We start from the raw sequence: 19,084 nt of genomic DNA on the forward strand, positions 1-19,084 counted from the left end.
CCCCCCCCCCCCCCCCCCCCCCCCCCCCCCCGCGCCCCCCCCCCCGCTGCCGAGGAGAGTGGGTCTCAGGCGGAGACGAGAGTCCCCACCGGCTCCCCCGCGAGCGCCTTCGGCAGGTTCCCGCGCACGGTCCCGTCGATCACCCGGAACGACCGGACGTGCTTGGCGCGCTGCAGGATCCGCAGCGCCTCGCGGTCCACCGGCGGCACGGCGGACTCGTCGTCGAGCAGCTCGGACGCGGTCACCGACCCGTCCGGGGTGTCGGCACCGTGCACGAAGGTCAGTGACGCGGCACCCCAGGCGTCGGCGAGCAGCAGCGACCCGGCGTCGGTGCGGTGCGGCGGCAGCTTGCCGACCTCGGCGGGGAACTCGTGCACGCCGAAGGGCGGGAAACCGTTGGTCACCGCGGCGTTCGACGCGGCCAGGTGCACCGGCAGCTGGTGCGCGGCGGTGTCGTGGCCGAGGTACGCGACACCTTCCTGGGCGAGCAGCGCGGCGACGAGGTGCCCGTTCTGCTCGGCCTCGCGGCCGGCGAGCTCGGCCAGCGCTCCGGTCGGAAGCCCCAGGTCGAGCGCGACGCCGATCGCGTGCCGGGCCCGGATTCCGGCCCCGGTGCAGATCAGCAGCGGGTCCCCGGCGAGTTCGGCGCGCAGCTCGTCGACCAGCGGCAGCAGCACGTCGCGACCCTTGTCGATCACCGAGCGGCCGCCGAGTACGACCACCCGCAGCGTCGGCAGCATCCGGATCACCGGTTGCTGCTGGTCGACCGGGCGGACCTGCTCGCGGTCGAGCAGGGTCTGACGGGCCAGGGCGGACTCGACGTCCTTGCTGTACGTGGTGCTCACTGCTGCTCACCTGCGGAGATGATCGTGCCGACGTGCTCGCCGGCGAGGGCGCGGGTCAGGTTGCCGGGCTTGAGCCCGTTGACGATCTGGACGCTGCGGACGTGCTGGGCCCGCTTCATCAGCTCCAGCACCGGGCGCTCGATGACGAGGTCGGGCAGGTCGCGCTCGATCAGCTCGTCGACGGTGATCTCCGGGATCAGTGTGGCCGACGGGTCGTTCTTGGGGTTCGCGGTGTAGAGGCCGTCCTCGTCCTTGACGAAGATCATGTTCTGGCAGCCGTAGGTCTCGGCGACCAGGTAGCAGCCCGCGTCGGTCCGGTAGGGCGGGATGACGCCCTCGGCCGGGGAGGGCTGCCACATCGCGTACGGCGGCATGCCGGCGAACACCGCGGCACGGACCTCGGAGAGCTGCAGCGGCAGCGCCTCGAACCCGCCGCCTGCGACGACCGGAATGCCGTGCCGGGCCAGCAGGTAGCCGAGCATGGTGGCGTTCTGCCCGGCGACGGCGCTGCCGAACGAGCTGAGCACACCGGTGGGCATGCCGAGCTCCGCGGCCAGGGAGTACGCGTGCCGGGCGCGGGTGCCACCGCCGGTGCCGATCAGCAGCCGGTGCGACCGCCGGGCCTCGAGCAGCTCGTCGACCAGCGGGAACACGGCCTCGCGGCCACGGTCGAGGAAGCTCTGGCCCCCGACCTTCACGACCGACACGTCCGGCAGGATCCGGGTGTCGGGGGTGTGCTCGGTGGCCGCGGCGAGCTCCGGGTCGCCGAGCGACCGGGACATCAGCAGCGACTCGAGCTCGGCCGCACTCGCGGCGTCGGGCATCTCGGTCTCCTGGGATCGGGTGGGTGCGCGAGGCGTCCGCGCTCGCCGTCGAACCTAGTGACTGCGGTACCGGCCCCGTCGCCGCTCGCGGACGGTGCCGGACACGGGGATGCGGGACGACGACCGCGCCTGGCACCGTGGCCGCGTCGCCACCCGCGCACCGGCACCGCAACCGCCGACCGCTGGTCCGATCAGGTGAACCTCAGAGGGCACGCAGCCGGAACGTGCCGACGGCCGGGTCGAACTCCAGCTCCGGGGTGTCGAAGGCGGCCCCGATCGCGCCGCGCGCGGCCAGCTCGTCCGGGGTCCCGGTGACGAACCCGCCGGAGCCGTCGAGCAGCCAGGCCGCGTCGGCGAGGCGCAGCGCGAGCTCCAGGTCGTGGGTGGACAGCAGCACGCACAACCCCTGCTCCCGGGCGAGGCGGCGCAGCAGCCCGAGCAGCGCGACCCGGGCGGCGACGTCGAGGAACGCGCTCGGCTCGTCGAGCAGCAGCAGCGACGGTCGCTGCGCCAGCGCACGGGCGACCATCAGGCGCTGCCGTTCGCCGTCGGACAGCTCCCCGACCCGGCGCTCGGCCAGCGGGGTCGCGCGGACGGCATCGATCGCGGCGTCGACGGCGTCGAGGTCGTCCGGGCCGAGCGCGCCGGAGGCGCCGGTGTGCGGCAGCCGCCCCAGCTCGACGACGTCGCGCCCGGTCAGCAGCCCCGGGTCGGCCCGGTCGGTGAGCACGACCCCGACCCGCCGCGCCCGCTCGGTCGCGGGCAGCGCGAGCAGGTCGTCCCCGTCGAGGGACGCGGTTCCGGACAACGCCGGGGCCAGCCCGGCCAGCGTCCGCAGCAGCGTCGACTTCCCGGCACCGTTCGGGCCGAGCAGCACCGTCAGCTCCCCGCGGCCGGCGACGGCGTCCACACCGGACAACACGGTCGTCGTGACCCGGCGGTGCCGGTGCCCGACCGCGAGGTCCCGCAGCGCGAGCCCGGTCACCAGGCCGACCCCAGCTTGCGGGACCGCAGCAGCACCGCGATCACCACCGGCGCTCCGACCAGCGAGGTCACGACGTTGAGCGGCAGCACCGTCTCCACCCCCGGCGGATGCCCGACTACCGCACACCCGAGCCCGACGACCGCGCCGGTCAGCGCGGTCGCGGACACCAGCACCCGGTGCCGCGACGTCCCGACCGAGATCCGGGCCAGGTGCGGTACGGCGATCCCGAGGAACCCGATCGGCCCGCAGAACGCGGTCACCACCCCGGCCAGCACCGCCGCGACCAGCAGCACCACCAACCGCACCCGGGCGACGTCGACACCGGCGGTGCGGGCGTAGTCGTCGCCCAGCAGCAGCCCGTCGAGCGGTTTGGCCAGCAGCGCCACCGCCACCAGGCCGACCGCGACGACCCCGCCGAACACCGGCAGCTCTCCGAGCGCGACGCCGTCGACGCTGCCCAGCCCCCAGGCCAGGAACTGCTGCGCCTGCCGCGGGTCGGTCCACACCAGCAACAGGCTGACCACGGCGGTCACCACCGACCCGAGCATGACGCCGACGACCAGCAGTGCCGTCGTCGAGCGGGCCGCGCGGGACAGCAGCAGCACCAGCGCGAGCACCGCGGCAGCGCCGGTGGCCGCGGCGAGCACCGTCCCGAGCCGGCTGCCCGCGCTCGGCAGCACGCCGAGCCCGCCTGCGGTGAACGCCGCTCCGGTGGCCCCCGCGGTCACGACCAGGGCGACACCCAGCGACGCCCCGGCGCTGACGCCGAGGACGTAGGGCTCGGCGAGCGGGTTGCGGAACAGCGTCTGGGTGAGCAGCCCTGCCGCACCGAGCGCGGCCCCGGCCAGCGCCGCGGTAGCGGCGCGCGGGACCCGGATGCCGGTCACCAGCACGTCCAGGCGCGGGTCGCCGGAGCCGAGCCCCAGCAGTGCGGTGACCGTGCGCAGCGGCGGGATCGGCACCGAGCCGGTGGCGACGGCGAGCGCGAACAACACGCACCCGGCGAGACCGAGCGCCACCAGGGCGAGCGGGGCGCGCCGTCCGGACCGTTGCGCCGCCCGCTCGGCGCCGCCGGTGCGCCGGTCCGGGCGGACGGCGGTCATCCGGTGGGGACCCGCTGGTAGTAGACCTGCTGGTGGCCGGGCATGAGCGCAGGATGCAGGATCGAGACGACGTCGGCGAGGATCTCGTCGGGGTGGGCGACGCCGCGTTCGTAGATCTGGTTACCGCCGGTGGGTCCGGTGAGCTTGTCGCGGGTCCACAGCTGCCCGCCCGGCTTCACCGCGGCGAACGCGCTGAGCCGCGGGTCGGACTTCGCGACGTCGGCGGTCGTGCGGAACGGGCCGTCGGTGAGCCAGAACTTCGCGCCCCCGTCGGCGGCGAGCACGTTCTCCAAGGTCGAGGGCACCGACCCGGACTGCTTCTTCGCCTTCCCCGACCAGGTCGCGCCGGCGTCGGCGAACAGCGCCCCCGCGGTCGAGCCGCCGGCCGGAACGTTCCACGATCCCTGGTAGGGCTGGCCCAGCGTCACCGGGACCGGCTTCTGCCCGCGGGCCTTCGCCGCGACGGCGGCGTAGCGCTGCTCGATGCCGCGGTAGGCCGCATCGGCCTCGGCGTCGCGGCCGGTCAGCGCCCCCATCACCTTGATCCACTCGGCCTGGCCGAGCGGGCTGGAGTCCAGGTAGTCGGCCCAGCCGAGCACCGGGATCCGGGCCTGGCGCAGCGCCGGGAACGCCGGGTCCTCGGTACCGCCGCTCAGCACCACCGACGGCCCGGCGGCGATCACCTTCTCGGCGTCGATCGCGCCGGACGGGGCGAACTGGGTGGCCGCGCCGGACTCGACGCGGGCCCGGGCGGCGCCGTCGCTGATGTAGTCCAGCGACGCGACGCCGGTGAGGTCGTCGAGGGCGTGCAGCTCGCCGAGGAACGGCAGCTGCGTCGTCGAGCCGGAGTAGATCGAGGTCACCGGGGTCCGGACGACCGGCGCCCCCGCCAGCTGCGGCGGCAGCGCCGGATCGGGCGTCCCGCAGCCGACGAGCACGACCGACTGCGGCGCCCCGCCCGGATACGGCTGCTTGAACGTCAGGACGCGGTAACCGTCGGCGCCGGTGATCGACACGTTGCGGGCGTGGTCGAAGGTGACCGTCCCGGTCGGCGACGGCGGCGCGTCGGGCGCGCACCCGGCGCGCGTCGCGTCCTGCTCCGGGGCGACGGCCGGGGCCGAACACCCCGCCACCAGCAGCAATAGCAGGAGACCGAGCACCCGTAACCGCGTCACCTGAACAGTTTCACATACGTCGTGCCGGTGGCCTCACACAGCGACGAACGCGCTCAGCGCTGTGACACGAACGCGCTCAGCGCTGTGACACGAACGCGCTCAGCGCTGTGACACGAACGCGCTCAGCGCGGGCGACACGAACGCGCTCAGCGCTCCGACACGAACGCGCTCAGCGCGGTGAGCAGCCGGTCGACGTCGGCGTCGTCGGTGTAGCAGGACAACCCGATCCGCAGCGAGCCCGTGTCCCCGAGCCCCAGGTGCCGCGACGCCTCGACCGCGTAGAACGACGCCGCGGGCGCCGCGATCCGCCGCTCGGCCAGGAACCGGTACGCCTGCGCCGGGTCCCGGTCGTCGAAGGTGACCAGCAGGGTCGGGGTGCGCTGCGCGGCCCGCGACCGCACGGTCACCCCGGGCAGGTCGCGCACGTGCGCCTCGATCCGCTCGCGCAGCGGCAGCTCGTGCGCGGCGACGGCGGTCATCGACGCGACCAGCCGGGCCCGCCGGTCACCGGTCGCGTCGCCGTCCAGCGCGGCCAGGAACTCCACGGCCGCGGTGGTCCCGGCCAGCAGCTCGTAGGGCAGGGTGCCCAGCTCGAAGCGCTCCGGCACGGCGTCGGAGGAGGGCAGCAGCTTCGCCGGGCGCAGCGTCTCCAGCAGCGCCGGGTCCGCGGCGAGCACCCCGCAGTGCGGTCCGAGGAACTTGTACGGCGAGCAGAGGTAGAAGTCCGCGCCGAGCGCGGTGACGTCGACCGGTTCGTGCGCGGTCAGGTGCACCCCGTCGACGACGAGCAGCGCCCCGGCCGCGTGCACGGCCTCGGCGATCGCGGGGACGTCCGGCCGGGTCCCGACCAGGTTCGACGCGCCGGTGACCGCGACCAGCCGGGTCCGCCCGGACAGCAGCGGGGTCACGTCGTCGAGCTCGGTGGTCTCCGGGTCGAAGCCGAGCCACCGCACGGTGACGCCGGCGGCCTCCGCGGCGAGCACCCACGGGCGGATGTTCGCGTCGTGGTCGAGCCGGGTCACGACGACCTCGTCCCCGGGCTCCCAGGTCGCGGCCAGCGTGCGGGCGAGGTCGAAGGTGAGCGCGGTCGCGCTGCGCCCGAACACGATCCCGCGCGGGTCGGCGCCGAGCAGGTCGGCCATCGCCGCCCGCGCCCCGGTGACGACCGCGTCCGCCGCCCGCTCCCCCGGGGTGACCGTGCCCCGGTTGGCCAGCGGCGAGGTCAGTGCGCCCGCGACCGCCCCGGCCACGGAGTCGGGTACCTGCGAGCCGCCCGGCCCGTCGAAGTGCGCGATCCCGGCCCGCAGTGCCGGGAACCGGCTCCGGATGGCCGCGACGTCGTATGCCATGGGTGCTCCTCAGGTTCCGCTCCGCCCGGTGTTGCGCCGAGCGTCGCACTTCGACTGGTCCATAAGCAGCAGGAGTGACACCGCCGAACAGGGCCGTGTCGCGTACGCCGAGTGGGTGATCTCGGTGCGATCATGTGTCACATGAGCCGGTTCCGGAACAGCACCCGTGTGCCCGGCCGGCGCCGTTCCGTGCACCGCCGCAGCGCCGGCGTACTGGTCACGGCCGTGGCCGCCGTCGCCGCGCTGGCCGGCGGGACGACCGCCGCGGTCGCCTCCGGTGGCCTGAACGGCGTCGCGGGCGGCATCGGCACGCTCGGCTCCGGGGTCGCCGGGGCCACCGGGGGCCTCACCGAGCAGCTGACCGGCGCGCTCGCGCGAGCGACGGCACCGGCCGCCCCCGCCGAGGCCGCCGCACCGACGGTCTCCCCCGCCGACGGCACGACCGATGTCGCGCCGCGCACCCCGGTCCGGGTCTCGGTCGGGTCCGGCCGGCTGCACGCGGTCGCCCTGACCCCGGACGCCCCCACCGGAAATGCCCCCGCTGGAAAGGCCCTCGCTGGAAAGGCCCCCGCTGGAAAGGCCGTGGCCGGGACGCTCGCGAAGGACGGCCGGTCCTGGACCGCGACCGGCCCGTTGGCCTTCGGCACCGGCTACCACCTGAGCGGCACCTGGACCCGCGACGACGGCACGGTCGTCCCGGTCGGCGGCCGGTTCGGCACGCTCGCCCCGGAGAACAAGGTCACCGCGGGCGTCAACATCGCCGACGGCGCCACCGTCGGCGTCGGCGCGCCGGTGATCCTGCAGTTCGACCGGAACCTCTCCGACGATGCGAAGGCCCGCGTCGAACGCGCGCTCACGGTGAAGACCTCGAAGAAGGCCGAGGGCGCCTGGGCGTGGCTGCCCGACGCGCAGGAGGGCTCGCGGGTGCACTACCGCACGAAGAGCTACTGGCCCGCGCACTCCACGGTGTCGGTGACCGCGCCGCTGCGCGGCCTCGACCTCGGCGACGGCAGCTGGGCCACCGACGACGTGTCGACCTCGTTCACGGTGGGGCGCAGCCAGATCGTGAAGGCCGACACGAACAGCCACGGGATGGTCGTCGTCCGGGACGGGAAGCGGTCGGCGAGCTACAACGCCTCCTACGGCAAGGAGTCCGACCCGAACCGGGTCACCCGCAGCGGCACCCACGTGGTCATGAGCAAGCAGCAGAAGGTGCTCATGAGCAACCCCGCCTACGGCTACGTCAACCAGCCCGAGTTCTGGGCGGTGCGGATGTCGAACAACGGCGAGTTCATCCACGCCAACCCGGCATCGGCCGCCGCACAGGGCAGCTCCAACGTCACGCACGGCTGCATCAACCTCTCCGTCGACGACGCCCGGGCGTACTTCTCGACCGCGCTGTTCGGCGACCCCGTCGAGGTCACCGGCAGCTCGGTCGCGCTGTCGGCCGCCGACGGCGACATCTACGACTGGGCAATCCCCTGGAACGAGTGGCGGTCGATGTCGGCACTGGCGAAGCGCTGAGCCGACCCGTCCGGCACTCAGCGGCCGGCTCCGCGGCGTCGGACGCGGCTCAGTTCCCGGTCCACCGCGGCTCCCGCTTCTCCAGGAACGCGGCGACGCCCTCGGCCGCGTCGGCGGAACGCGCCACCGCCGACGACGCGACGTCGGTGGCGTGCCAGCCGCGGTCGTCGGCCTCGGCGACGGTGCGCTCCAGCGCCCGCAGCGACAGCGACACCGCCAGCGGCGAGTTCCGGGCGACCTGCTCCGCCAGCGCGACCGCGGCGGCCTCGGCGCCGCCGGGCTCGGTGAGCTCGTTGACCAGCCCCAGCACGTACGCGCGCTCGGCACCGAGCGGGCGCCCGGTGACCAGCAGCTCCTTGGCCACGTTCAGCGGCAGCGGGCGCGGCGTGCGGAACAGCGCGCCGCAGTTGGCGACGAGCCCGCGGGCCACCTCGGGCAGCGCGAAGCGCGCGTCCCGCCCCGCGACGACGAGGTCGCAGGCCAGCACGATCTCGAACCCGCCGCCGTAGGCGACGCCCTCGACGGCGGCGATCAGCGGGGTGCGCCGGTCGCGGCGGCAGACGCCGTAGTTCCCGCCGCGCGGGGTGGGATCGCCGGCGCCGTCGGCCAGGTCGGTCCCGGCGCTGAACGCCGTCGCGTCGCCGGCCAGCACGCCGCACCACAGGTCCGGGTCGTCGTCGAGCAGGTTCAGGGCCTCGTCGAGGGCCGCGGTCATGGCCGCGTCGACGGCGTTGCGCTTGTCCGGGCGCCGCATCCGTACGACCAGCACGTGGCCCCGGCGCTCGGTCTCGACCCGTCCCGCTATCGCATCCGTCACGATCGACCAGCGTAGGTGGGGCGGGCGGGCCCGTGTTCGTACCGTGGAGATCGTGACCCGTCGCCTGCGTCCGTCCCGCCTCGCCGCCGCGGCCGCGCTCGTCCTGTCCGCCGGTGCCGCCGGGCTGGGTCTGTACGTGCGCCGGGAGATGGGCGCCTCGCGCGCCGAACTCGCCCGGATCGCGGCGGGGTCGCCGCACGCCCGCGACGGGGCGTTCGCGAACCTCGAGCCCGCCTCCCGCGACGCCGGGGTCGTGCTGCGGATGGTCGCGAACATGCTGCGCGGCACGCCCGCGGTGAGCGCGCCGCCGGAGTGGATCCCGCTGTCTCCGCTGGTCGTGCCGCCGTGTCCGTCCGCGCTGGCCGCGACGTGGCTGGGGCACGCCTGCGTGCTGCTGGAGGTCGACGGACGGCGGGTGCTCACCGACCCGGTGTGGTCGCGCTGCGCCTCGCCGGTGCCGTTCGCCGGGCCGAAACGGCTCCACCCGGTGGTCGCGCCGCTCGACGCGCTGCCCCCGTGCGAGGTCGTGCTGCTCTCCCACGACCACTACGACCATCTCGACCGGCGCACGGTGCTCGCGCTGGCCCGCACCACCGACGCCGTGTTCGTCGCGCCGCTCGGTGTCGGCGCGCACCTGCGGTCCTGGGGTGTGCCCGCCGAGCGGGTGGTCGAGCGCGACCACGACGGCGTCGCCGAGGTCGCCGGGCTCACGCTGACCTGCCTGCCCGCGCGGCACTTCTCCGGGCGCGGGCTACGCCCGGACACCACCCAGTGGGCGGCGTGGAAGGTCGCCGGGGGCGAGCACACGGTCTACGTCGGCGGCGACTCCGGGCCGTCGCGGGTGCACGCGGCGACCGGGGCCGCGCACGGCCCGTTCGACCTGACCGTGCTCCCGATCGGCGCCTACGACGAGGGCTGGGCCGGCCTGCACCTCGACCCGGAGCAGGCGGTGGCCGCGCACCGGGCGCTGCGCGGCCGGCTGATGCTGCCGATGCACTGGGCGACGTTCAACCTCGGTTTCCACCCGTGGGACGAGCCGGCCGAGCGCGCCCGCAAGGCCGCGGCCGCCGACGACGTGACGCTGCTGCTCCCCCGCCCCGGCGAGCGGGTCGACGCGACCGGCCCCGGCCCGTTCCCGGCCGAGCCGTGGTGGCCCGCACCGCGCTGAGCCCGCCCCGTCCTGCACCCCGCCGTCCCACCCCGGCCGCCGCTCGCTCCCGAGCGGCGACACGCTGTCGCATCCCGGATTGTCCTGCGCCTTTTCAGCGGATTCCGTCGTCGGCCGGACGCCGTATCCCGCCGGTGACTCCGCGTACCGGCCCGGACCGGGACCGTCGCCGTCACGGAGTCGGCACCGAGTCGGCACCGAGTCGGCACCGAGTCGTCGTCACAGAACTGTGTCCGGGAATGTCACCGCTGGGGTTCGACAGGACACATCGGGGTGCCCTATTCTTCCGGTCAATCGATTCGCTGCACGGTTCGCCCACGTCTTCCCCGCCGGTCCACGCCTGGTCCCGGCGCGTGCGCATACGGCTCCGCGGAGCGGTCGCTCGCCCTTTTCCATCCGTTCGGATGGTGCGATTCTTCGCGGAAGGAATGACGACGTGGCGCAGCAGACGACGATCACGCTGGTCGACGACCTGGACGGCGGCGAGGCCGACGAGCAGATCGAGTTCACCGTCGACGGCCGCGCCTACGAGATCGACCTGTCCACCGAGAATGCCGAGCGGCTGCGGGAATCGCTGGCGCCCTACATCTCCGCGGCCCGGCGGGCGGCGAGCACCTACCGCGCCGCCGGATCCGGCGCCGCCTCGTCGTCGAACGGATCGAGTGCCTCGGATCGCGCCGCGAACCGCGCGGTACGGGAATGGGCGATCGCCCAGGGCATGAAGATCTCCGAGCGCGGCCGGATCCCCACCTCGGTTCTCGAGGCGTACCAGAACGCTCACTGACGTCCCTCCGCGGACGTTCCCGGCCACGATTCCGGGCGGGACGCGCAGCGGGAACGGCAGGGTCGGCGGCGGCGCCGGAGTGCGCGAGCTGGTCGAGCGGGAGCTGCGGGACCGCTACGCCTGAGCCAGGCGCCTCGACCCGGTATCGACAACTGTTATCATCAAGCAATGGTCGACCGTCGTGTTCCCGTCACGATCCTGTCCGGGTTGGCGGGGTCGGCGACCACCGCACTGCTCGCCCGCCTGCTCGCGAACACCGACGGCCGGCGGATCGCCGCCGTGGTGCCGGGTGCCGGCCCGCCCGGCGCGGCTGCAGCACCCGGCTGCCTGTGCTGCGCCCACCGCGCGGACGTCCTCGCCGCCGTCGGCGAGCTGGCGGCGACCGGGCGCTACGACCACGTCGTCGTCGAGGCCGGGGCGACGACGGAGCCGGTGGCCGTCGCGGCGATGTTCGACTGGGCCGGCCCGCAGCACGACGTCGGGCCCGGCGCCAGGGCCCGCCTGGACGCGATGGTCACCGTCGTGGACGCGACGACCTTCGAGACCGACCTGACCAGCGCCGACACCCTGGCCGAGCGCGGCCTCGCCGGTGGCTCCGGCGCGCGCGGCCCCGTCGGCGGAGCCACCGAGGACGACCGGACCGTCGCGGACCTGCTCGCCGAGCAGGTCGAGTTCGCCGACGTCGTGGTCCTCGCCCGGACCGCCGACGTGCCCCCGACCCGGCCCGCGCGGCTCGAGGCGCTGCTGCGACGGCTGAACCCGCGCGCCCGGCTGCACCGCGACGACGCCCCGCTCACCGCGCTGCTCGACACCCCGGCACCGCAGCCGGTCCCGGCGGTTCCGGAGACCACGGAGCACGGCATCAGCAGCGTGACCTGGCGGGCACGGCGCCCGTTCCACCCGGCGCGCCTGCTCGCCGCCCTCGACGACTGGCCGGGCCTGCTCCGCAGCCGCGGCTACTGCTGGATCGCCTCGCGGCCGGAGCTCGCCGGACTCTGGTCGCAGACCGGGCCGCACATGGCACTCGATCCGATGACGGCGTGGTCGGCCTGGGACGGCCCCCGCGGCCACGAGATCGTCTTCATCGGGCTCGGGCTCACCCGCGACGGCGTCACCCGGAGGCTCGACCCGGCCCTGCTCACCGACGACGAGCTGCTCGCCGGACCGGACGCGTGGCGGTGCCTGCCCGACCCCCTGCCGTCGTGGGACCCGGGGCCGGACTCCCTGCCGCGCAGGGCCGCCCGGGACGTGGCCTGAGACCGGTATCGCTCACCTGATCGTGGATCCTCGGCACATGTGAGGCTAGCCTCGCCTCTGCCGGGCGCCGCACCGTGCGGGCCGGCGGAGAGGACGTACCGACATGCCCCGATCCCTGCTACGCACGCTGACCGCGTGCGTGGTCCTGCTCCTCGCGACGGCGGGCTGCTCCTCCGGTGGTGAGCAGTCCGGCGGGGCGGCGGCCCCGCCCGACGGCGCCTTCCCGGTGACCCTGAACCACGCGTTCGGGCAGACCACGATCCCCAAGCGCCCCGAGCGCGTCGTCGCGCTGGGCTACAACGAGGCCGACTTCGTCGAGGCCCTCGGCGTGCAGCCGATCGCCGAGCGCCAGGTCCTCGGCAAGTACCCGTTCCAGCAGCGGCCGTGGCAGCCGAACCCGCCGCTCGGCCCGGCGCCGCAGGTCCTCGGCGGCTCGACCGTGCCCGTCGAGCAGATCGCCGCGCTCAAGCCCGACCTGATCCTCGGCGTCTACTCCTACCTGGACAAGGGCACCTACGACCAGCTCGCGAAGATCGCCCCGACGGTCGCCCAGGGCACCCCGGACGGCAGCAACGCCGCCCGGTGGGACGAGCAGACCCGGATCACCGGCAAGGCGCTCGGCCTGGAGCAGAAGGCCGACGAGGTGATCGCGCAGACACAGAAGAAGTTCGACGAGGCCAAGGCCGCGCACCCCGGCTTCGCCGGCAAGGGCCTGTCGATGGACTTCGTGATCAGCGGCAAGCCGTACAACTTCGGCACCGACGACCTGCGCGCACAGATCTTCGCCGGGCTCGGGTTCAAGGTCCGCCCGAAGACCCAGAACCTGTCGCTGGAGCAGCAGGGCCAGCTCGACAACGACGTGCTCGTCGTCCTCGGCCGCAGCAAGGCCGAGGCGATGAAGGACCCGGTGTTCGCCGCGATCCCCGCGGTCAAGGCCGGCCGGGTCGCCTACCTGGGCCCGTTCGACACCGAGTTCGCCGCGGCGCTGGGCTACTCCAGCCCGCTGTCGCTGCCGTACCTGATCGACAAGGTCTCCCCGGTGCTCGACGCCGCGCAGAAGGGGCAGGCGCCCGAGCTGAAGTGACCCGAGCTGAAGTGACCCGGGCTGACATGACCCCGGGCTGACCGGTGCCGCGTCCTGTCCGGTGAAACGCTGGGCGGGACGCGGCACGCCCCGTAGCGTCTCCCCCGTGCGGGCGACCATTGTCGGGGCGGGCATCGGTGGACTCGCCGCTGCGGCGGGGCTGCACGCGGCGGGCTGGACGGTGACCGTCCGCGAACGCGCACCCGGACCGGCGACCGACGGGACGGCGCTGGGCATGTGGCCGGCCGCGGTGCGGGCCCTCGACGGGCTGGGGCTCGGCGACGGCCTGCGGGCGGTGTCCTGCCCACAGACCACCGGCACCCTGCGCCGCCCGGACGGCCGCGTTCTCGCCACGATCGACACCCGCCGGGCCGGCGAGGTCCACCTGGTCGCCCGGCCCGACCTGCGGGCCCTGCTCGGCTCGCGGCTGCCCGAGGGCACGATCCGCTACGCCGAGCCCGTCGCCACCGAGGAGCTGCCCACCCTGCGCGCGGGGTCCGACCTGCTCGTCGGTGCCGACGGTCTGCACGGCGCGTGCCGCACCCTGCTGCCCGGCGGGGACCGCGTCCGGATCCGGGAGACCGGCACCGTCGCCTACCGCGGAGTCGCCTCCGTCCGGGTCGACGCCGGCAGCGAGACCTGGGGCCGCGGCGCCCGGTTCGGCGTGCTCCCGCACGGCCCCGGCGCGGACCGGGCCAACTGGTACGCCGTGCTCCCGGTGGCAGACGTCCCCGCCCGGCGCGACCCCGCCGCGGATCTCGCCCTGCTGCGCAGACGCTTCGGTGACTGGCACGACCCGGTTCCCCGGGTCCTCGACCGGATCGACGACGACGGCTACCTGCGCCACCGGCTCGCCGACCTCACTCCACCCCTGCCGGCCTGGACCGACGGCCGGGCGGTGGCGGTGCTCGGCGACGCCGCGCACGCGATGACACCGGATCTCGGGCAGGGCGCGTGCCAGGCCCTGCTCGACGGCGTCGCACTGGCCGAGGCCCTCGGCGGTGCCGCGCCTGCCGAGTCCCTCGGCGAAGGCCGGGCGGAGCTGGAGCAGGCGCTGCGCCGCTGGGACCGGGAACGCCGTCCGTACGCACACCGGCTGGTCCGGGTGGCCCGCACCGTGCACCGGGTGGCGCAGGCCCGCCGCGGCACCCGGCTCCGTGACGCCCTGATGTCGGCGCTCCCGCTCTGAGCCGTCCCGGCGGCACCGCGCGACCCCTCCGGCCTGCGACGACACACCGCACCCGGACCGGTACGCCCGTCCCACCTGTGAACGCTCTGTTGCCGCCCGCCCGGCACCCTTGCCCGCGGCCCCGTCACGGACGAAAGTCTGCCTCCTCCGGGTGAAGAGGGGGCCGGCATGCGGGGCTGGACGGTGGTGCACGGGGGGAAGACGCCCCCGCCCGGTGAGGTCGTCGCACCGGACGAGCGGCTGTCCTGGCCGCGGACGATCGGGCTCGGCGGCCAGCACGTCATCGCCATGTTCGGGGCGACGTTCGTCTTCCCGGTGATCATGGGGCTGAACCCGAACATCGCGATCCTCGCCTCCGGCGTCGCGACGGCGATCTTCCTGCTGATGACCCGCGGCCGGGTGCCCAGCTACCTGGGGACCTCGGCGTCGTTCGTCGGCGGGGTCGCGGCGATCCGTGCGCAGGGCGGCGACTCCGCGGCGGTGACCGGCGCGATCTGCGTCGCCGGGCTGGTGCTGCTGGTCGTCGGGCTGGTCGTGCACAAGGTCGGCGCGCACGTGGTCAACACGCTGCTGCCCCCGGTGGTGACCGGTGCGGTCGTCATGCTGATCGGGTTCAACCTCGCCACGGTCGCGGCCACGGTGTACTGGCCGCAGGACCAGTGGTCCGGGCTGGTCACGATGGTCGCGGTGATCGCGGCCGCGGTGCTGCTGCCCGGCTTCTGGGGCCGGATCGGCATCCTGATCGGGCTGCTCACGGGCTTCGTCGTGTCCTGGCTGTTCGACGTCGTCGGCGGCCCCATCACCGCCCCCGACGCCAACGGCGCCGTCTCCACCCACCCGCGCGTCGACCTGTCCGGGCTGGAGTCCGCGAGCTGGGTCGGGTTGCCACCGGCGACCCAGACCGGCCCGGACGGCATGGAGATCACCGGCTGGCACCTGCCGACGTTCTCGTTCGCGTTCGTGTTGCTCGTGCTGCCCTCGGTGATCGCGCTGGTCGCGGAGAACACCGGGCACGTCAAGGCGGTGCAGGGCATGACCCGCACCGACCTCGACCCCTACCTCGGCCGCGCGCTCGCCGGTGACGGCGTCGGCACCGCGCTGGCCGGGTTCGTCGGCGGCTCTCCCACCACGACCTACGCCGAGAACATCGGCGTCATGGCCGCCACCCGCGTCTACTCGACGGCGGCGTACTGGGTGGCCGCGCTCGTCGCCGTCCTGCTGGGGTTCTGCCCGAAGTTCGGCGCGCTGATCGTCGCCGTGCCCGGCGGGGTGCTCGGCGGCCTGACCGTCGTGCTCTACGGGATGGTCGGCCTCCTCGGCGCCAAGATCTGGGTGGAGAACCAGGTCGACCTCGGCCACCCCGGCAACCTCGTGCCGCTGGCCTCCGGGCTGATCATCGGCATCGGCGGGGTCAGCCTCACGATCGGCAGCTTCGAGCTGTCGGGCATCGCGTTCGGGACGATCGTCGTCGTCCTCGGCTACCACCTGCTGCGGGCCGCGCTGCCCGCGCACCGCAGACCCCCGGTCGACGTGGCGGCGACGGAGCCGCCCGCCCCGGGCTCCCCGGCCGTGACGGACACCCCGCCGGTCGGGACCGCGAAGGAGGGATCGGCATGAGCAGCACGGTGCGCGCGGCGATCGTGCAGGCCAAGTGGACCGGCGACACCGCGTCCATGATCGAGGTGCACGAGGCGTGGGCCCGGACCGCCGCCGAGCAGGGCGCGCAGGTCATGGGCTTCCAGGAGGTGTTCAACGCCCCGTACTTCTGCCAGGTGCAGGAGCCCGAGCACTACGCCTGGGCCGAGCCGCTCGACGGCCCGACCGTCACCCGGATGCAGGCGCTGGCCCGCGAGACCGGGATGGTGCTCGTCGTCCCGGTCTTCGAGCGGGAGAGCGCAGGCAACTTCTACAACACCGCCGTGGTCATCGAGCGCGACGGCGAGGTGCTCGGCAGCTACCGCAAGCACCACATCCCGCAGGTCAAGGGGTTCTGGGAGAAGTTCTACTTCCGGCCCGGCAACCTCGGCTGGCCGGTGTTCGAGACCTCGGCCGGACGGATCGGCGTCTACATCTGCTACGACCGGCACTTCCCCGAGGGCTGGCGCGCGCTCGGCCTCGCGGGTGCGCAGATCGTGTTCAACCCGAGCGCCACCAGCCGCGGCCTGTCGGCGTACCTGTGGAAGCTCGAGCAGCCGGCCGCCGCCGTCGCCAACGAGTACTTCGTCGCCGCGATCAACCGGATCGGCGTCGAGGAATACGGCGACAACGACTTCTACGGCACGTCCTACTTCGTCGACCCGCGCGGGCAGTTCGTCGGCGACGTCGGCTCCGACACCGACGAGGAGCTGCTGGTCCGCGACCTGGACCTCGGCCTGATCGACGAGGTCCGCGAGCAGTGGGCCTTCTACCGGGACCGCCGCCCCGACGCCTACGGATCGCTGGTGACGCCATGACCCGCACCCTGATCACCGGCGGGACCGTCGTCACCGCCGCGGACGAGATCGACGCCGACGTGCTGATCGACGGTGAGCAGGTCGTCGCCGTCGCCGCACCGGGCTCGGTGCCGTTCACCGCCGACACCACGATCGACGCGACCGGCTGCCTGGTGATCCCGGGCGGCGTCGACGGGCACACCCACATGGAGATGCCCTTCGGCGGCACGTTCGCCTCGGACACCTTCGAGACCGGTACCCGCGCCGCGGCCTGGGGCGGGACGACGACGATCGTCGACTTCGCCATCCAGTCCCAAGGCGGGTCGCTGCGCGAGGGCCTCGACACCTGGCACGGCAAGGCCGACGGCAACTGCGCGGTCGACTACGCGTTCCACATGATCCTCTCCGACGTGAACGACCAGTCGCTCAAGGAGATGGAGTCCCTCGTCGGTGAGGGCGTGAGCAGCTTCAAGCTGTTCATGGCCTATCCGGGCGTCTTCTACTCCGACGACGGCCAGATCCTGCGCGCCATGCAGCGCGCCGGGGACACCGGCGGCCTGATCATGGTGCACGCGGAGAACGGGATCGCGATCGACGTGCTCGTCGAGCAGGCGCTCGCGCAGGGCCGCACCGACCCGCGCTGGCACGGCGAGGTCCGCCGGGAGCTGCTGGAGGCCGAGGCCACGCACCGCGCGATCCAGCTGGCCCGCGTCGCCGGGGCGCCGCTCTACATCGTGCACCTGTCGGCGTCCGAGGCGCTGGCGGAGGTGGCGAAGGCCCGTGAGATGGGCGTCAACGCCTTCGCCGAGACCTGCCCGCAGTACCTGTTCCTCGACGTCGGCGAGCTGGCCCGGCCGGGGTTCGAGGGAGCCAAGTACGTGTGCTCGACGCCGCTGCGCCCGGCCGAGCACCAGCAGGCGCTGTGGCGCGGCATCCGCAACGACGACGTGTCGGTGGTGTCCACCGACCACTGCCCGTTCTGCTTCGACGGGCAGAAGTCGCTCGGGCTCGGGGACTTCTCGAAGATCCCGAACGGGATGCCCGGGGTCGAGACGCGGATGGACCTGCTGCACCAGGCCGTCGTCGACGGGCACATCTCGCGCCGCCGCTGGATCGAGATCGCCTGCGCGACACCGGCCCGGATGTTCGGGCTCTACCCGCGCAAGGGCACGATCGCGCCCGGATCGGACGCCGACGTCGTCGTCTACGACCCGGCGGCCACCCAGGTCCACTCGGCGGCGACGCACCACATGAACGTCGACTACTCCCCCTACGAGGGCCGCACGACGACCGGGAAGGTCCGCACCGTGCTCTCCCGCGGCCGGGTCGTGCTCGACGACGGCGAGTACCTCGGCGAGGCCGGGCACGGGAAGTTCCTGGTCCGCGACACCTGCCAGTACCTGCGGTGACCGGCATGGACCTGGGGCTGGTGCTGCAGACCGACCCGCCCTCGCAGCTGCTGGTCGACCGGCTGGTCCGGGCCGAGGGACAGGGGTTCACCCACGGCTGGACGTTCGACTCGCACCTGCTGTGGCAGGAGCCGTTCGTGCTCTACGGCTCGGTGCTCGAACGCACCGAGCACCTCACGGTCGGGCCGCTGGTCACCAACCCGGCGACCCGCGACCCGTCGGTGCTGGCGTCGATGTTCGCCACGCTCGACGAGCGGTTCGGGCCGCGCACGGTGTGCGCGATCGGGCGCGGTGACTCGGCGCTGCGCACCCAGGGCCGCCCGCCGACGACGCTGGCCCGGCTGGAGGACGCCACCACGCTGATCCGCACGCTGACCGGCGGCGGCACGCTGGACACCGGCGACGGCTCCGGCCCCGGATCCGACGACAGCGACAGCACCGTGCTGCGGCTGCCATGGGTCGCGCCCGGGACTCCGCCGGTGCCGGTGTGGGTGGCCGGCTACGGCCCGAAGGCGCTGGCGATGGCCAGCCGGATCGCCGACGGGTTCGTGCTGCAGCTGGCCGACCCGTACCTGGTCCGCTGGACCCTCGACGCCGTCCGGCAGGCCGCACGCGACGCCGGCCGGGACCCGGCGGAGATCACCATGTGCGTCGCGGCCCCCGGCTACGTGACCGACGGCTCCGCGACCGGGCTGGCCCACGCCCGCGAGCAGTGCCGGTGGTTCGGCGGGATGGTCGGCAACCACGTCGCCGACCTCGTCGAGCGCTACGGCCCGGGCGGCGCGGTGCCTGCCGAGCTGAGCGACTACATCGCGGCGCGGCAGGGCTACGACTACCGCCACCACGGCCGCGCCGGGAACGCGAGCACCGCGTTCGTGCCCGACGCGATCGTCGACCGGTTCTGCCTGCTCGGACCGGAAGCGGCACACCGGGAACGGCTGGCCGAGCTGGCCGAGCTCGGCGTCGACCAGTTCGCGCTCTACGCCATGCACGACGCCATCGACGCCACCACGGAGAGCTACGGCCGGGCCGTCGCCGGCGGCTGACACACCCGCGGGCACCTGCACAGATCTCCGGCAGCGGTGGCGGGGACGGCGCGGGCTGCCTACGGTCTGTGCGTTTGTTTTTCGCACCGTTCG

17 protein-coding genes are annotated in these 19,084 nt (G+C 74.2%); 10 read left to right on the top strand and 7 right to left on the bottom strand.

What is annotated here, in order from left to right:
* Positions 1-65 precede the first annotated feature (65 nt).
* From ACLE50_RS05395 to ACLE50_RS05420, 6 genes are all read right to left on the bottom strand, one after another.
* Positions 66-845, bottom strand: coding sequence for an amino acid kinase family protein (locus tag ACLE50_RS05395; protein WP_410942277.1), 780 nt, complete (start codon positions 843-845; stop codon positions 66-68).
* Positions 842-1,669, bottom strand: a complete 828-nt coding sequence (locus ACLE50_RS05400) for an amino acid kinase family protein (protein WP_410942278.1) — start codon at positions 1,667-1,669, stop codon at positions 842-844. The genes ACLE50_RS05395 and ACLE50_RS05400 overlap by 4 nt, the downstream gene beginning before the upstream one ends.
* A 202-nt stretch (positions 1,670-1,871) precedes the next feature.
* Positions 1,872-2,654 carry an ABC transporter ATP-binding protein gene (locus ACLE50_RS05405; protein ID WP_410942279.1) on the bottom strand — a complete coding sequence of 261 codons (783 nt, stop codon included), beginning with the start codon at positions 2,652-2,654 and terminating at the stop codon, positions 1,872-1,874.
* Complete coding sequence (locus tag ACLE50_RS05410) at positions 2,651-3,757, bottom strand: iron chelate uptake ABC transporter family permease subunit (RefSeq protein ID WP_410942280.1); 1,107 nt, start codon at positions 3,755-3,757, stop codon at positions 2,651-2,653. Before ACLE50_RS05410 ends, ACLE50_RS05405 begins: the two co-directional genes overlap by 4 nt.
* A complete protein-coding gene (locus tag ACLE50_RS05415) occupies positions 3,754-4,932 on the bottom strand; it encodes an ABC transporter substrate-binding protein (protein WP_410942281.1) in 1,179 nt (392 codons plus the stop codon). Before ACLE50_RS05415 ends, ACLE50_RS05410 begins: the two co-directional genes overlap by 4 nt.
* A 146-nt stretch (positions 4,933-5,078) precedes the next feature.
* Positions 5,079-6,281 carry a cysteine desulfurase-like protein gene (locus ACLE50_RS05420; RefSeq protein ID WP_410942282.1) on the bottom strand — a complete coding sequence of 401 codons (1,203 nt, stop codon included), beginning with the start codon at positions 6,279-6,281 and terminating at the stop codon, positions 5,079-5,081.
* A gap of 141 nt (positions 6,282-6,422) precedes the next feature.
* Here ACLE50_RS05420 and ACLE50_RS05425 point away from each other — a divergent pair, with 141 nt between their 5' ends.
* Positions 6,423-7,805, top strand: coding sequence for a L,D-transpeptidase (locus ACLE50_RS05425; RefSeq protein WP_410942283.1), 1,383 nt, complete (start codon positions 6,423-6,425; stop codon positions 7,803-7,805).
* Positions 7,806-7,854: 49 nt separating this feature from the next.
* On the opposite strand, the gene ACLE50_RS05430 is transcribed toward ACLE50_RS05425, so the two are convergent.
* On the bottom strand, positions 7,855-8,622 hold the full coding sequence (locus ACLE50_RS05430) for an enoyl-CoA hydratase-related protein (RefSeq protein ID WP_410942284.1): 768 nt from the start codon (positions 8,620-8,622) through the stop codon (positions 7,855-7,857).
* 52 nt (positions 8,623-8,674) lie between these two features.
* On the opposite strand from ACLE50_RS05430, the gene ACLE50_RS05435 reads away from it, so the two are divergent.
* From ACLE50_RS05435 to ACLE50_RS05475, 9 genes are all read left to right on the top strand, one after another.
* Entirely contained in the window at positions 8,675-9,790 is a 1,116-nt protein-coding gene (locus ACLE50_RS05435) for an MBL fold metallo-hydrolase (RefSeq protein WP_410942285.1), read from the top strand.
* Positions 9,791-10,226: 436 nt separating this feature from the next.
* Positions 10,227-10,574, top strand: a complete 348-nt coding sequence (locus ACLE50_RS05440; RefSeq protein WP_410942286.1) for a histone-like nucleoid-structuring protein Lsr2 — start codon at positions 10,227-10,229, stop codon at positions 10,572-10,574.
* Between the two features lie 168 nt (positions 10,575-10,742).
* Positions 10,743-11,831 carry a CobW family GTP-binding protein gene (locus ACLE50_RS05445; RefSeq protein WP_410942287.1) on the top strand — a complete coding sequence of 363 codons (1,089 nt, stop codon included), beginning with the start codon at positions 10,743-10,745 and terminating at the stop codon, positions 11,829-11,831.
* A gap of 103 nt (positions 11,832-11,934) precedes the next feature.
* Complete coding sequence (locus ACLE50_RS05450) at positions 11,935-12,915, top strand: ABC transporter substrate-binding protein (RefSeq protein WP_410942288.1); 981 nt, start codon at positions 11,935-11,937, stop codon at positions 12,913-12,915.
* Positions 12,916-13,021: 106 nt separating this feature from the next.
* Positions 13,022-14,104 carry an FAD-dependent monooxygenase gene (locus ACLE50_RS05455; protein WP_410942289.1) on the top strand — a complete coding sequence of 361 codons (1,083 nt, stop codon included), beginning with the start codon at positions 13,022-13,024 and terminating at the stop codon, positions 14,102-14,104.
* Positions 14,105-14,272: 168 nt separating this feature from the next.
* Positions 14,273-15,721 carry a uracil-xanthine permease family protein gene (locus tag ACLE50_RS05460; protein WP_410942290.1) on the top strand — a complete coding sequence of 483 codons (1,449 nt, stop codon included), beginning with the start codon at positions 14,273-14,275 and terminating at the stop codon, positions 15,719-15,721.
* Positions 15,718-16,557, top strand: coding sequence for a nitrilase-related carbon-nitrogen hydrolase (locus ACLE50_RS05465; RefSeq protein WP_410942291.1), 840 nt, complete (start codon positions 15,718-15,720; stop codon positions 16,555-16,557). The genes ACLE50_RS05460 and ACLE50_RS05465 overlap by 4 nt, the downstream gene beginning before the upstream one ends.
* Complete coding sequence (gene hydA / locus ACLE50_RS05470; protein WP_410942292.1) at positions 16,554-17,945, top strand: dihydropyrimidinase; 1,392 nt, start codon at positions 16,554-16,556, stop codon at positions 17,943-17,945. Before ACLE50_RS05465 ends, hydA begins: the two co-directional genes overlap by 4 nt.
* A 5-nt stretch (positions 17,946-17,950) precedes the next feature.
* Positions 17,951-18,991 carry a TIGR03842 family LLM class F420-dependent oxidoreductase gene (locus tag ACLE50_RS05475; RefSeq protein WP_410942844.1) on the top strand — a complete coding sequence of 347 codons (1,041 nt, stop codon included), beginning with the start codon at positions 17,951-17,953 and terminating at the stop codon, positions 18,989-18,991.
* Positions 18,992-19,084: the final 93 nt, after the last annotated feature.

The sequence above is a fragment of the Pseudonocardia phyllosphaerae genome, from assembly GCF_046546475.1.
Lineage (GTDB): Bacteria > Actinomycetota > Actinomycetes > Mycobacteriales > Pseudonocardiaceae > Pseudonocardia > Pseudonocardia phyllosphaerae.